The organism is Parvibaculum sp., assembly GCF_035325945.1.
In the GTDB taxonomy this organism is placed as follows: Bacteria; Pseudomonadota; Alphaproteobacteria; order Parvibaculales; family Parvibaculaceae; genus Parvibaculum.
Genome location: NZ_DAOKYX010000046.1, coordinates 1 through 12618, shown reverse-complemented (window position 1 = coordinate 12618; position 12618 = coordinate 1). Strand labels below are relative to the sequence as shown.

General features: G+C 64.5%; 11 protein-coding genes. 2 read left to right on the top strand and 9 right to left on the bottom strand.

What is annotated here, in order from left to right:
• From PKA57_RS14335 to PKA57_RS14300, 8 genes are all read right to left on the bottom strand, one after another.
• Window positions 1–808: MBL fold metallo-hydrolase (locus PKA57_RS14335; protein WP_324301737.1), on the bottom strand; the 808-nt coding region annotated here is incomplete at its 3' end.
• Window positions 805–1605: a TatD family hydrolase gene (locus PKA57_RS14330; RefSeq protein ID WP_324301735.1), complete on the bottom strand. Its 801-nt coding sequence runs from the start codon at window positions 1603–1605 to the stop codon at window positions 805–807. The genes PKA57_RS14330 and PKA57_RS14335, both read right to left, overlap by 4 nt.
• 3 nt (window positions 1606–1608) lie before the next feature.
• A complete protein-coding gene (metG, locus tag PKA57_RS14325) occupies window positions 1609–3168 on the bottom strand; it encodes a methionine--tRNA ligase (protein ID WP_324301733.1) in 1560 nt (519 codons plus the stop codon).
• Between the two features lie 110 nt (window positions 3169–3278).
• Entirely contained in the window at window positions 3279–4391 is a 1113-nt protein-coding gene (locus PKA57_RS14320) for a DNA polymerase III subunit delta' (RefSeq protein WP_324301731.1), read from the bottom strand.
• A 58-nt stretch (window positions 4392–4449) separates the two neighbouring features.
• Window positions 4450–5748 (bottom strand): M23 family metallopeptidase, encoded by a 1299-nt coding sequence (locus PKA57_RS14315; protein ID WP_324301729.1) that lies wholly within the window; start codon window positions 5746–5748, stop codon window positions 4450–4452.
• 119 nt (window positions 5749–5867) lie between these two features.
• Window positions 5868–6524: a dTMP kinase gene (gene tmk / locus PKA57_RS14310; protein WP_324301727.1), complete on the bottom strand. Its 657-nt coding sequence runs from the start codon at window positions 6522–6524 to the stop codon at window positions 5868–5870.
• Window positions 6525–6529: 5 nt separating this feature from the next.
• Window positions 6530–7684 carry a D-alanyl-D-alanine carboxypeptidase family protein gene (locus PKA57_RS14305; RefSeq protein WP_324301725.1) on the bottom strand — a complete coding sequence of 385 codons (1155 nt, stop codon included), beginning with the start codon at window positions 7682–7684 and terminating at the stop codon, window positions 6530–6532.
• Window positions 7685–7743: 59 nt separating this feature from the next.
• Window positions 7744–8811, bottom strand: a complete 1068-nt coding sequence (locus PKA57_RS14300; RefSeq protein WP_324301723.1) for a septal ring lytic transglycosylase RlpA family protein — start codon at window positions 8809–8811, stop codon at window positions 7744–7746.
• Between the two features lie 228 nt (window positions 8812–9039).
• On the opposite strand from PKA57_RS14300, the gene PKA57_RS14295 reads away from it, so the two are divergent.
• Window positions 9040–10383, top strand: coding sequence for an MmgE/PrpD family protein (locus PKA57_RS14295; RefSeq protein WP_324301721.1), 1344 nt, complete (start codon window positions 9040–9042; stop codon window positions 10381–10383).
• A 6-nt stretch (window positions 10384–10389) separates the two neighbouring features.
• On the opposite strand, the gene PKA57_RS14290 is transcribed toward PKA57_RS14295, so the two are convergent.
• Entirely contained in the window at window positions 10390–10734 is a 345-nt protein-coding gene (locus PKA57_RS14290) for a hypothetical protein (protein ID WP_324301719.1), read from the bottom strand.
• Between the two features lie 284 nt (window positions 10735–11018).
• Here PKA57_RS14290 and PKA57_RS14285 point away from each other — a divergent pair, with 284 nt between their 5' ends.
• Window positions 11019–12470 (top strand): DHA2 family efflux MFS transporter permease subunit, encoded by a 1452-nt coding sequence (locus PKA57_RS14285; protein ID WP_324301717.1) that lies wholly within the window; start codon window positions 11019–11021, stop codon window positions 12468–12470.
• Window positions 12471–12618: the final 148 nt, after the last annotated feature.

Here is a 12618-nt window from a genome sequence, read left to right as displayed (position 1 = left end):
AGAGCTCGAATTCCAGAACCATCCCGTCATATGCCGGCACGACATGATCCGGCAGCTCGGACATGAGCTTGCGGTAGTCGAGATCGATGTGAAGGTTCGTGAGCACGCCCTGGGACGCCGTCGAGCGGGCCAGCCATTCGAGCGCCAGATCGACATGCGCATGCGTGGGATGCGGCGTGTACCGCAAGGCATCGACGATCCAGCTTTCTATGCCATCAAGGATGGCGAAGCTCTCATCGGGGATGCCGACGACGTCGCTTGAATATGCGAGCGGCCCGAAGCGGAAGCCCAGAGAACGGACCTGACCGTGGTCCTGATCGAATGGGATCGCCTCGATGGTGCCGCCAGCACCTTCGACGCGAATGGGCGTGCCCATGTCCTCGATGCGATGCGCGTTGAGGATCGCCGGATAGCCGGAACCTTCTTCCTGCTCGAAGCAGTAGCGGAAACGCGCTGTGAGCGTCCTCGCGGTCGCCGCATCCATCCAGACGTCGACGCGGCGGCGCCCGTTATGCGCCACCATGCGCAGATCGTCGATGCCGTGGCATTGGTCGGCATGATCATGCGTGAAGAGAACGCCGTCGATCCATTGCACGCGCGCGTCGATGAGCTGCTCGCGCATGTCCGGCGACGTATCGACGAGCACGGTCGTCCTCTGATGCGGGTCCTTGTCCCATTGCTCGACCAGAAGCGAGCAGCGGCGGCGGCGGTTCTTCGGCTCCTTCGGGTCGCAAGCGCCCCAATGACCACCGATGCGCGGAACACCGCCGGACGAACCGCAACCAAGAATGGTGGCGCGCATTTTCATGTGCCGAACACCGCTTCGCGTGGAACGCGCGAAAAGAGCCTGAGGAAGTTCTCGCTCGTTGCGCGCCCGAGCGTCTCGACGTCGACATCCTTCAGCTCCGCGACCCTGGCGGCGGTATGCACGACGAAAGACGGCTCGTTGCGCTTGCCGCGCTTCGGGATCGGCGCGAGATAAGGCGAATCCGTCTCAACCAGAAGCCGATCCAGTGGAATGCCGCGCGCCGTCTGCTGAAGTTCTGCCGCGCTCTTGAAGGTCACGATGCCCGAAAGCGAGATGTAGAAGCCGAGGGACAGCGCATGCTCGGCGAGCCGGGCGCTCGATGTGAAGCAATGGAGAAGGCCCGGGAAAGCACCCTTCCCCATTTCCTCGTCGAGAATTCGCGCCGTATCTTCATCCGCATCGCGCGTATGCACGATGAGCGGCAGCGCTGTCTCACGAGCCGCCGCGATGTGGGCGCGAAACGATTTGATCTGCGCTTCGCGCGGTGCATGTTCATAATAATAGTCGAGGCCCGTTTCTCCGATGCCGACCACCTTGGGGTGCTTGGCAAGCTCGACAAGGCGTGCCGTATCAACTTCGGGCTCGCTCGCGGCTTCATGCGGATGAATGCCGACCGAGCAATAGACATTCGAAAATCGTTCGGCAATCGCGCGTATACGGTCGAATTCCGACACCTTGGTCGAAATCGTCACCATGAGCCGCACGCCGGCCTGTTCCGCGCGCTCGATTACCTGATCGACTTCCGAGGAAAAATCCGGGAAGTCGAGATGGCAATGGCTATCGACAAGAACGGCCATTCGTCAGCCTTCTGACGGTTCATCCACCAGGCGCGGGAAAACTCCCTGCGGCGCGGGCAGCGGAACTCCGGCTTTCAGGGGATGCGCCTCGATATGCTCGAACTGGCGATGGTTTTCAGGCACCGACAGAAGATCGAGAAGCCGCGCCGTCGAAGCCGGCATGACGGGTTGCAGAAGCAGCGCGGCATGCCGCACCACCTCGATGGTCACATAGAGAACGGTCGCCATGCGTGCGGGATCGCTCTTGCGCAGCGCCCAGGGCTCCTGCGAGGCGAAATAGCGGTTCGCAGCGCTCACCACTTCGAACACGGAAGCGAGATAGGCATGAATTTCGAGCCGTTCCATCTGCTCGCGCGTCGCCGGCAGCAATCCGGCCGCGGCGCTCAGAAGCGCCATGTCCTCGTCGCTCAGTGCGCCGCGCGCGGGCACCTTGCCGTCGCAATTTTTCGCGATCATGGAGAGCGAGCGTTGCGCAAGATTGCCGAGATCGTTGGCAAGATCCGCATTAACGCGGTTCACCACCGTCTCGTGGCTGTAGCTTCCATCCTGACCGTAAGGCACCTCACGGCAGAAGAAATAGCGGATCTGATCGACGCCATAGGCGTCGGTGAGCGTGAACGGGTCGATCACATTGCCGACCGACTTCGACATCTTCTCGCCGCGGTTATAGAGGAAGCCGTGGCCGAAGACGCGCTTCGGCAGCGCGACGCCCGCCGCCATCAGCATGGCAGGCCAGATCACCGCGTGAAAGCGCACGATGTCCTTGCCGATGATGTGCACATCCGCCGGCCAATACCGCTTGAAGAGCTTGTTGTCCGTATCCGGATAACCGAGGCCGGTGATGTAGTTCGTCAGCGCGTCGACCCACACATACATCACGTGATCGGGATCGCCGGGCACTTCGATGCCCCAGTCGAGCTTCGAGCGCGCGCGCGAAATCGAAAGGTCCTTGAGGCCGCGCTTGACGAAGGCGACCACCTCGTTGCGCCGCGAGGCCGGCTGGATGAAGTCGGGATTCTTCTCGTAAAGCTCGAGAAGCCTGTCCTGATAGGCCGAGAGCCGGAAGAAGTAAGTCTCTTCCTCCATCCACTCGACGGGCGTGCCCGTGGGCGCGAGCTTCTGCCCGCCCTCGCCCGTGGTGAGTTCGTCCTCGCCATAAAAGGCTTCGTCGCGAACCGAATACCAGCCCGAATAGGAGCCGCGATAGACGTCGCCATTCTCCGCCATCTTCGTCCAGATGTACTGGCAGGCCAGCGTCTGGCGGTCCTCGATCGTGCGGATGAAGTCGTCATTCGACGCATTGAGCCGCTCGGCCATGGCCTTGAATTTGGGCGCCATCTCGTCGGCGAGTTCGCGGGCCGTGATGCCTTTCGAGCGCGCCGTCTGCACCATCTTCTGGCCGTGGTCGTCGACGCCCGTGAGGAAGCGCACGTCATAGCCGTCGAGGCGCTTGTAGCGCGCGATGACGTCCGTCGTGATCAACTCATAGGCGTGCCCGATATGGGGCGGCCCGTTGGGATAGGAGATGGCCGTGGTGATATAGAAGGCCTTTGGCGCCGTCATGACGTTTCGCGAACCTGTCGAGATGAGCGCCTGTCAGGCGCCCGGCAGCTTCCGAGGATATGAAATCCGGTTGCCACCAAAAATGCGAGAATTCCAGAATACGGCGCAGATCATGCTCCGGTCCGTTCGCCGGCGACGCTTTCAAGCATCGAAAAAACGTTCAGGATCACGAGCTTGCGATCCGTGTTGAGCGTTTCCGCCCGGGCGACCGTCTGGCTGATCTTTTCCCACACCTCGACCCATCTATCAAGGCCGGCGCCCGCCGCGAGGCGGGCCATGGCGGCGCCCTCTCCGGCGACGAGATCGGGCCCCGCGCCCACGCCCGCGCCGCAGCGCACCAGGCGCTGCAGCCAGTCGCCGAGGAGGTCGGTGAAGGTTTCGTAAGCGTCATCCGCGCCGCGCCTGCCCACCTTGTCGGCAAAGGCGTGGAGGCCCTTCACGTCGAGCCTCGGCAGGGGCTTCAGAAGCGCCACAAGCTCCTTGTAGAGATCGAGACCGCCGCCCTCGGCAATGGAAAGCGCCCTGCCCGCGCTCCCCTCGGCGAGCCTGGCGATGGCCGCCCGCTCCTCCTCATTCGCCTTCACGTCATTGGCGGCGAGAACGCCTGCAATATCCGCGTCGGCAAGCGGTTTCATCGCGAGCGTGCGGCAGCGCGAGCGGATGGTCGGCAGCAGCCGCCCCGGCTGATGGCTGATGAGGACGAAGAGGCCGCGCGCCGGAGGCTCCTCCAGAATCTTGAGAAGCGCGTTTTCCGCGTTCACGTTCATGTCGTCGGCTGCATCGACGATGGCGACGCGCCAGCCATCCGCGCCCGCGCTCATGCCGAAGAAGCTCGCCGTGCGGCGCACCTCCTCGACGGTGATGACGGTCTTCAGCCGCTTGGCCTTCTCGTCATAGGGGCGGCGTATGACGAGAAGGTTCGGGTGGCTCAGCGCCGCGACCTGACGGAAGGCGGGCGAGCTCTCCGGGACCGACAGATCGCGCGCGCCCGCCGCCCTCGCGAAATCGGGCGTCCCATAGGTCTGAACGAAGCGCGCGATCCTGTAGGCGAGCGTCGCCTTGCCGATCCCCTTGGGGCCCGTCAGCAGCCAGGCGTGATGCATCCGCCCGCTCATGAAGGCATCGAAAACCGCGCGCTCGGCCTCGTCCTGGCCGATCATCCGCGCTGTCTCGCGCGGATGCGGAAAGGCGTCGAGCCGGTCGCTTTCGGGAAAATCGCTCATGCTCTTTGGTAGCACGGGCCGAGCCGGTCAGTCACCGGGTGCGGGCGTAAGCAGGCGCTCAGGGCTGGCCCGCCGCCTGGCTCAACTGGGCGACATAGGTCTTGAAGCGCGCGAGCGAGCCGCCATCAAGGTTCACCTGAACCATGACGTTCTGCAACGGATCGACCTGCTTCTTGTCCACCAGCACTTCGTAATAAAGGTGATTGCCCGTGGCGAGGCCCGATGCGCCGATATAGGCGATCACCTGCCCCTTCTTCACTCTGGAGCCGGGACGCAGGCCCGTCGCGAATTTGGAAAGGTGGGCATAGGCCGTTTCCACCCGGTCATTGTGCCGGACGCGGACATAGCGCCCGTAATTGCCGCGCCATCCGAGATCCTCGATCACGCCATCTTCCGCCGCATAGACCGGCGTGCCCTTCGGCGCCGCGTAATCGACGCCCTTGTGAAACTTCCGCACTTTGAGAACGGGATGGATGCGCCAGCCCCAGGGCGAGGTCATCCGGGCGTTGCGCACCGGCGAGCCGAGTTCGAGCGGCATGTAGCCCCGCCCGCTCTCCTCCACGAAGGCGACCGCGCCACTGCCGGTCTCGTAACGATAGACGCGATGCTCCTGCCCGTAGACGGAAAGCTGCGCATAGCGCATCACATGCGTGGCGGAAGAAGCAGCACCCGCCGATGTCGTCTCATAGACGACAGTGAATTTCGCGCCCCTGGAAGGCGCGGCCGGAACGTCCGGGTCGTAGCTGAAGGCCGCGATAACGTCGTCGGCGACGCTTGCCGGAATCTTCGCCGCGATCAGATCCTGCCTGAAATCATGCGTCACATGGCCGTTTCGCGTCGTGACGCCGACGGCCCAGTCCTTCGCGGCAGCCTGCCTGTCGCCGAGCGAATGGAACTTGCCGTCATTGCCCGCGACGACCGTCAGGTCCTTCGCCGCGCCGGTCTGGACATGCAGCGCGACGAGCTGGCGTTTGGCGGGGTCAGTGCCGCGCACCGAAAATTCGATTTTCGATCCCGCCGCCAGCTTTTCGACATCGATGAAGTCGCCAAGCGCCCTCAGCGCCGCCTCGCGCTGTTCCTTCGAGATGCCTTCACGAAGAAGCACCTTCGAAAGCGTATCGCCACGCGCGAGCGTCACCGTCCGGTTGGCCACGACGCCAAGGCGGCTTGCGGATGAATTGAGAATGGCTGCGCTCACATCGCCTTCCGTATCGGAAGAGACGTTCCCGCTAGGAATGCTCAGCGTGCCGAGCGTATTCGCATGCGACGCCGGAGCGCTTGCCAGAAAGAATGCGGAGGAGCAAAGAACCGCGCCGATGACGGGCAACAGATCGCGCTTCTTCTCTCGCTCGGTCATGCGCGGATTTCCCCTGCGATGGCGGCGAGCCTCAGTGTCCCCGGCCCGCGACGAATGTGCTTCTATAGGCGAAGGTTTCCGTCGCGGTCAAACACGAATTTACCATGTTGGATCAATGGCTAGGGCGATAGCCTTGAAGTCACACTGTGCCATATTTGTTGCGCCACCTCGGCCTCGCTCAGTGTCGCGTCCATGACGGCGCAGCGCTCGGGCTCGGCCTCGGCAATGGCAAGAAATGCGTTCCGTAATGTCTCGTGGAAGCGCATCTCCATTCGCTCATAGCGATCTTCCGCGACCTCCTCCGTGGGCGACTTATCCACAGGGGCGCGCCCCTTGGCGCGGGCAAGGCCGATCTCCGGCGGCAGGTCGAGGATGAGCGTCAGAGCCGGCATATCCTCGCCGATAACCATGCGCGAGAGCGAGCGGATGACCTCCGCGCCGAGCCCCTGCGCCACGCCCTGATAGGCGAATGTGGAATCGACGAAGCGGTCGGAAACGACCCATGCCCCCCGCGCCAGCGCCGGTCTGATCGTCCGGGCAAGGTGGTCTTCGCGCGCGGCGAAATGAAGCAGCGCCTCCGAAAGCGGCGTCCAGCGCCCCGGCTCCCCCGTCACCAGGAGTTGCCGAATTGCCTCAGCTCCCTCGGCGCCGCCCGGCTCGCGCGTGACGACGACCTCGTGGCCCCGTTCGGCCAGGCGGGCGGCCAGCAATCGAAGCTGGGTCGACTTGCCAGCGCCCTCGCCGCCCTCCAGCGTGATGAACCGTTGCCGGCCCAACGGGATCAGCTTCCGAAAATCATGTGGCGCAGCGCATGCGCCGCGCGGCCGAACATTCCGAGCCGGTCCACATTGGCGCCCGCCAGCAGCGGAATTTCCTGCACGGGCTTGTCAGGCACCTCGACGCGCAGCGTGCCGACGCGCTGGCCCGCCGCGATCGGCGCCGGGATGGGAGCGGTATAGTTCACCGAGACCTTCATGGCCTTGCGCTGATCCGGCGTCATGATGAGGTTGACGTCGTTGGCGGAAACGAGCGGCACCTGGCCGTAATTGCCTTGCCAGACAGGCGCGTTCTCGATGACGGCGCCAGCGGCGAAGAGCTTGTACTGCTTGAACGCACGGAAGCCCCAGTCGAGGATGCGAACGCCTTCCTCGGCGCGCGCCTTTTCGCTGGTCAGCCCGTTGATCACGAGGATGAGGCGCCGGTCGCCGCGCTTGGCCGAAACGACGAGCCCATAGCCCGAGGCGGAAGTGTGGCCGGTCTTCAGCCCGTCCACCGTCGGGTCGAGAAAGAGCGCCGGATTGCGGTTGTGCTGCGTGATGCCGTTCCAGGTGAACTCTTTTTCGCTGAAGTAGTGATAGTACTCCGGGAAGTCGTAGATGATGTGACGCGCCAGCCGCGCCAGATCATGCGCCGTCATCATCTGGTCGGGATCGGGCCAACCCGTCGAATTGGCGAAGGTCGAATTCGTCAGACCGATTTCCTTCCCCCGCTCCGTCATCGCATTGGCGAATTCGGGCTCCGAGCCCTTGAGCGCTTCGGCGACCGCGATGCAGGCATCGTTGCCGGACTGGACGATGATGCCCTGAATGAGCGTCTCCACCGGAATGCGCGAGCCGAGCTGAGCGAACATGGTCGAGGAGCCCGAGGCCGCGCCGCCCGCGCGCCAGGCATGTTCGCTGACGGGGAATTCGTCCGTGAGTTTCACCGTTCCGGCCTTCAGAGCGTCGAAGAGCATCGACAGCGTCATGAGCTTGCTCATGCTCGCAGGATGCATGCGCGTGTCGCCATCCTTGTCCCACAGCACGTCGCCCGTAGCGCCATCCATCAGCACCGCATATTGCGCGGTCGTGTCGAAGGCCATGGCTGGCCGCGACACGAGCATCGCAACGGCAAAGGCCGCGGCGACAAGTGTGAGGATGGGCTTCAATCTCGTCATGGGTGACGCTCCCTATTCCGGCTCAAAGATACTGAACGCTGACGGCTACGGCCGCCCTCTCACTCGACTATGATCCGCGCCCCGGCATGGCCCTTGCCGATCACATCCTGCAAGGAGGCGTCGGCGGAAGGCACGTCGGCGAGTGGCCCGACGCGCACGCGGTAAAATCTGGCGCCGTCGACCATGGTCGATGTTACCTGCACATTGCGAACGCCCTCGGCGAGCAGGCGCTGATGCACGGCTTCCGCATTGGCGAAGCTGCGGAAGGCGCCGGCCTGAACGAAGATGTTCGTTCCGGCGGGCACGGCCACCTGCTGAACCGTTTCCGGCAGCGGCGCCGGATTGCTGCTCGCGACCTGCGTCTCCTCGCCGATCGGCCGCATCGTCGTCTTGCTCGCGGGCGTGCTCGTCGCAACCGGCGAGGACGGGAGGGGCGATGCGGAAACCGGCGCCGATTTCACGCCTGCAGGCGCGGCGAGTTCGGTCGTGCTGACGACGCCGGGCCTGGAGGCCGTCGCGACCTTCCGCTCGCTTTCGTCGGTAACGGGCTTCGGCGCGATGAAGCTGTCCTGGCTCGATGCGACTTCCGTGACATTCGTTCCGGGGACGCCAGGCAGCGGCGCCCGGCCGACATACTGCACGCGCACCTTTGCGGTCCCCTTGCGGTCGTAGCCCAGAAGCTCCGCCGCCTTGCGCGACAGGTCGATTTCGCGGCCATTCACGAAAGGCCCGCGATCGTTGACGCGCACGACAAGGGAGCGGCCGTTCTCGAGATTGGTCACGCGCACGAGAACCGGCATCGGCAGCGTCGGATGCGCGGCAGTCAGCGCCTCCTGATCGAAGACCTCGCCGTTCGCGGTCGACTTGCCGTGAAATTGCGGGCCGTACCAGGAGCCGATGCCCGTGGCGTCGTAATTTTCATCCTCATGCGGATAATACCAGATGCCGTTGATCTGATAGGGCTTGCCTACCTTGTAGCTGCCGCCCTGCCCGACGACAGGAGGCTGCTTGCTCGTCGTGCAGGCCGCGAGCGCCAGCGGCAGAAACAGGACGGCCGCCCACGCAAACGGCGTCCGGCCCCGTGCGATTTCCGCGCGGCAGGCCATTTCGGATGCTGAACCGGTCATTCGGATACCCCTTGTTCCGCGCGAACATGTCGACCCGGAAGAGGCACGGCTGATCTCCTTCCGTCCCCCGACTCACGCGCACGAACATAAGGGAAGCTTATAGTCAGCCCTTGTTTGGGCGGCAAGCTGACCGGGCGAATTTGGCGGTAACGCGCCCGGGCTTTCCTTTGCGCCGCGCGCAAGTTAACGATTGGGGACCATAACTCTTCAGCGCCGACCGGAGGCAAGATGATGAGCAGCGCAAAGGCGGCCTCCGCCAGCATCGCGGAACAAGGAAAGTCCCTCACGGAAGGGCTGGTCGGCCTCATCCGCAGGAAGCCGGTTGCTTCCCCGGACCTCGAAAGCGCAGCCCTCTTCACCCTCGATGCGGTCGCCAACATTCTAGCCGGGCGGAATTCAGCCCCCGGCAAGGTGCTGCTCGCCTGGTGGCAGGACAAGTCGCGCTCGAATGTCGCGCCCGATCCCGAACAGCTTGCCTTCCTGATGGGCGGCCTCTGCCACATTCTGGAAACAGACGACCTCCACCGGGAGTCTGTCGTGCATCCGGGCTGCGTGGTCGTGCCAGCGGCCTGGGCGCTCGCCGAGCGGCGCCGTGCGGACGGCCGCGCGCTTCTGGAAGCGGTGCTTCACGGCTTCGAGGCGACGACGCGCGTCGGCATGGCGGTCGGGCCCGCGCATTACCGGATTTGGCATAACACGGCGACCTGCGGGCCTTATGGCTCGGCCATGGCGGGCGCCGCGCTTCTCGGCCTTTCGGACGAGGCCGCAGTTCACGCTCTCGGCAACGCAGGCAGCCAGTCGGCGGGGCTCTGGCAGTTTCTCGAAACCGGCGCGATGACGAAGCACCTCCATGCGGGGCACGCCGCCGAAGCGGGCCTCAAGGCCGCGCTTCTCGCCTCGTTCGGCTTCACCGGTCCCGCCCGGATTCTCGAGGGCGAGAAGGGCTTCTTTCGCGCCGCCTGCCCCGACGCCGATCCCGATGCGGTCCTGCGCGCGGCGGATGCGCCGTGGCAGCTCGTGCGGACCTCGATCAAGCCGTGGCCGTCCTGCCGCCACACACATCCGGCTATCGACGCCGCCGAGGAATTGCGCACCGCCATTGCTGGTCGCGAAATCGTCTCCGTCGAGGTCGACACCTATCAGGCCGCGCTCGACGTCTGCGACCGTCCCGTCGCCACGAGCGACTATGAGGCGAAGTTCTCGCTCCAGCATGCGGTGGCCGCCGCGCTGAGCCTGCCCATTGTCGATTTCGAGGCGTTCGGGGCCGCCGCGCGCGACGAATGCGCCGCCCTCGCGCTAAAGGTCGCCATCCATGCCCGCGACCCCTATCGCGCGGCCTATCCCAAAGCCTGGGGCGCGGAAGTGCGCGTCCGTCTGCGCGACGGCAGCGAGATCTCCGCGCGGCGCGAGAACGCCAAGGGCGACCCCGAAGCGCCACTGTCGCGCGACGCCATGGTCGCCAAGGCGCGGATGCTTCTCGCCCATGGCGGCGTCGGCGAGCCCGACCGCATCATCGACGGGATCATGGAGCTTCCGTCCGGCGGAGCGCTCCCCGATCTCGAAATCGCCTGATCGCGATCAGACCCCGGCCTTCTCGACCAGCGGCTTGATGATGTCGAGATAGGCTTGCCCGGCAAATCCGGCCATGAAGGGAAGCCAGATCCACGCCGTGCGCCAGACGAGACGCGGCTTGCGCCTGGCGGGGCTTTCCTTCACGGCCATGACGGTAGCCACGGGCGCGGCAGGAGCGGAGGGCGCAGCCGCAAAGCTTGGCTCGGCCGGCGCCATTGCCGCCGCTGCGGCTTCGGCTGCCAGCAGCGCCCTGCTCTCGCGGCGTTCCTGCATGAACAGGAACACCATGTAGAGGCAAAGAACGCCAAGCAGGCTCAACGGAATCCAGGTTGACGAAAGATCGACCGGCAACACGACTACCCCCCATACTGACAGCGGCCCCCTGCGCCGCCTGTTTTGTCCCATTTTGGCAAGCATTGGCCGCCGTGGCAAAAGGGAATTGCCATAGCACCGGCCAAATCCACGACAACGTGATGTGAAATGAGCCGGAATGGCTTGCCTGCGGCGTTGGAAGGGGTCTAGAAGCACGAACCTCGCGACCCAGGTGGCGGCGATGAGGCCGGGCCGGACGTCCGGACCGCGCGCCGTGCGAGTTACGGTACCGACACCCGCAGAAGCATGGTCACGGTTCCCCGATGTCAGAAGCCGCGCCGTCCAGGGCCTTTCTCGTTCCGCTCATCATCGCCTGCGCGCTCTTCATGGAGCACCTGGACTCGACCGTGATCGCGACGGCCCTGCCTGCCATCGCGCAATCCTTCGGCGAGGATCCGCTCCGGCTCAACCTCGCCATCACGGCCTATCTGCTGAGCCTCGGCATCTTCATTCCGCTCTCCGGCTGGATCGCAGATCGCTTCGGCGCGCGCTCGGTCTTCTGCACGGCGATCGTCATATTCACGCTGGGCTCGATCGGTTGCTCCTTCGTGAACAGCCTGCCCGAGCTTGTGCTTGCGCGCGTCGTGCAGGGCATGGGTGGCGCCATGATGGTGCCCGTCGGGCGGCTCGTCGTGCTTCGGACGGTGGAGAAGTCCCAACTCGTCAATGCCATGGCATGGCTCACCGTGCCCGCTCTCATCGGGCCCGTGGTCGGGCCGCCGCTCGGAGGCTTCATCGCCACCTATGGAAGCTGGCGATGGATATTCCTCATCAATATTCCGATCGGGATTCTCGGCGTCATTCTGGCGATGATCTTCATCCCCAACACGAAGGAAGAGCGCGCCGACCGCTTCGACGGGATCGGATTTGCCCTCGTGAGCATCGGCCTTGCGGCCACCATGTTCGGCTTCGAGAATGTCGGCCGCGGCATCCTGCCGACGTCCGCCGTGGTGGCGCTGCTCGCCGGAGGCATAGGCTTTCTCGCGCTCTACTACCGGCACACGCGGGCGACCGCCGCGCCCATCATCGACATCTCGCTCATCCGTGTGCGTACATTCGGCGCGAGCGTGACGGGCGGCTTTCTCTTCCGCATGGGGATCGGCGCCCTTCCCTTCCTCACCCCGATGATGCTTCAGCTCGGCTTCGGCCTAACCCCCTTCGCCTCCGGCATGATCACCTTCGCTGGCGCGGCGGGCGCCATCGTCATGAAATTCACTGCGGGTCCCATCATCCGGTATTTCGGCTTCCGCACCGTGCTGTTGGCGAACACCTTCATCTGCGCCGCCTTCATGGCGTCCTACGGCTTTTTCACGCCCATGACGCCACACCTGCTGATCATCGCGACCCTGCTCATCGGCGGCTTCTTCCGCTCGCTGCAATTCACCGCGCTCAACACGATCGCCTATGCCGACATCGCCCTGCCGATGATGAGCCGCGCGACCACGCTTTCGAGCGTCGCCCAGCAATTGTCGCTGAGCTTCGGCGTCGGCATTGGCGCGCTCCTTCTGCACATGACGCTTTCCTTCAGCGGAAGGGCGGAACTCACCGCCAGCGATTTCAGCCCGGCCTATTTCGTCATCGCGCTGATCGGCCTCGCGCCGCTCGCCTTCTTCCTGCCGTTGCCGACCGATGCGGGCCACGAGGTCAGCGGCCACAGAAGCGCATCCACGACAGAAAAACGCGAGGACGAATTGCGCCAGCCCGCGGCGGAGTGACGTTTCGGCATATCGCTCTTGGGTCAGCGCCTGAACCAGACGAGCCCGCGCATCTGCCGCGAAATGAATTTCCAGTTATACGCCTTGATGATGCGAGGCGTGAAAATCACATAGAGAACGCCCAGAAACACGTTCAGCGCCGCCCGCC

Excerpts from the sequence above, each read along its gene's own strand:
- PKA57_RS14330 (WP_324301735.1), bottom strand. The coding sequence starts at position 1,605 with ATGGCCGTTCTTGTCGATAGCCATTGCCATCTCGACTTCCCGGATTTT.
- metG (WP_324301733.1), bottom strand. The coding sequence starts at position 3,168 with ATGACGGCGCCAAAGGCCTTCTATATCACCACGGCCATCTCCTATCCC.
- PKA57_RS14320 (WP_324301731.1), bottom strand. The coding sequence starts at position 4,391 with ATGAGCGATTTTCCCGAAAGCGACCGGCTCGACGCCTTTCCGCATCCG.
- PKA57_RS14315 (WP_324301729.1), bottom strand. The coding sequence starts at position 5,748 with ATGACCGAGCGAGAGAAGAAGCGCGATCTGTTGCCCGTCATCGGCGCG.
- PKA57_RS14305 (WP_324301725.1), bottom strand. The coding sequence starts at position 7,684 with ATGACGAGATTGAAGCCCATCCTCACACTTGTCGCCGCGGCCTTTGCC.
- PKA57_RS14300 (WP_324301723.1), bottom strand. The coding sequence starts at position 8,811 with ATGACCGGTTCAGCATCCGAAATGGCCTGCCGCGCGGAAATCGCACGG.
- PKA57_RS14295 (WP_324301721.1), top strand. The coding sequence starts at position 9,040 with ATGATGAGCAGCGCAAAGGCGGCCTCCGCCAGCATCGCGGAACAAGGA.
- PKA57_RS14285 (WP_324301717.1), top strand. The coding sequence starts at position 11,019 with ATGTCAGAAGCCGCGCCGTCCAGGGCCTTTCTCGTTCCGCTCATCATC.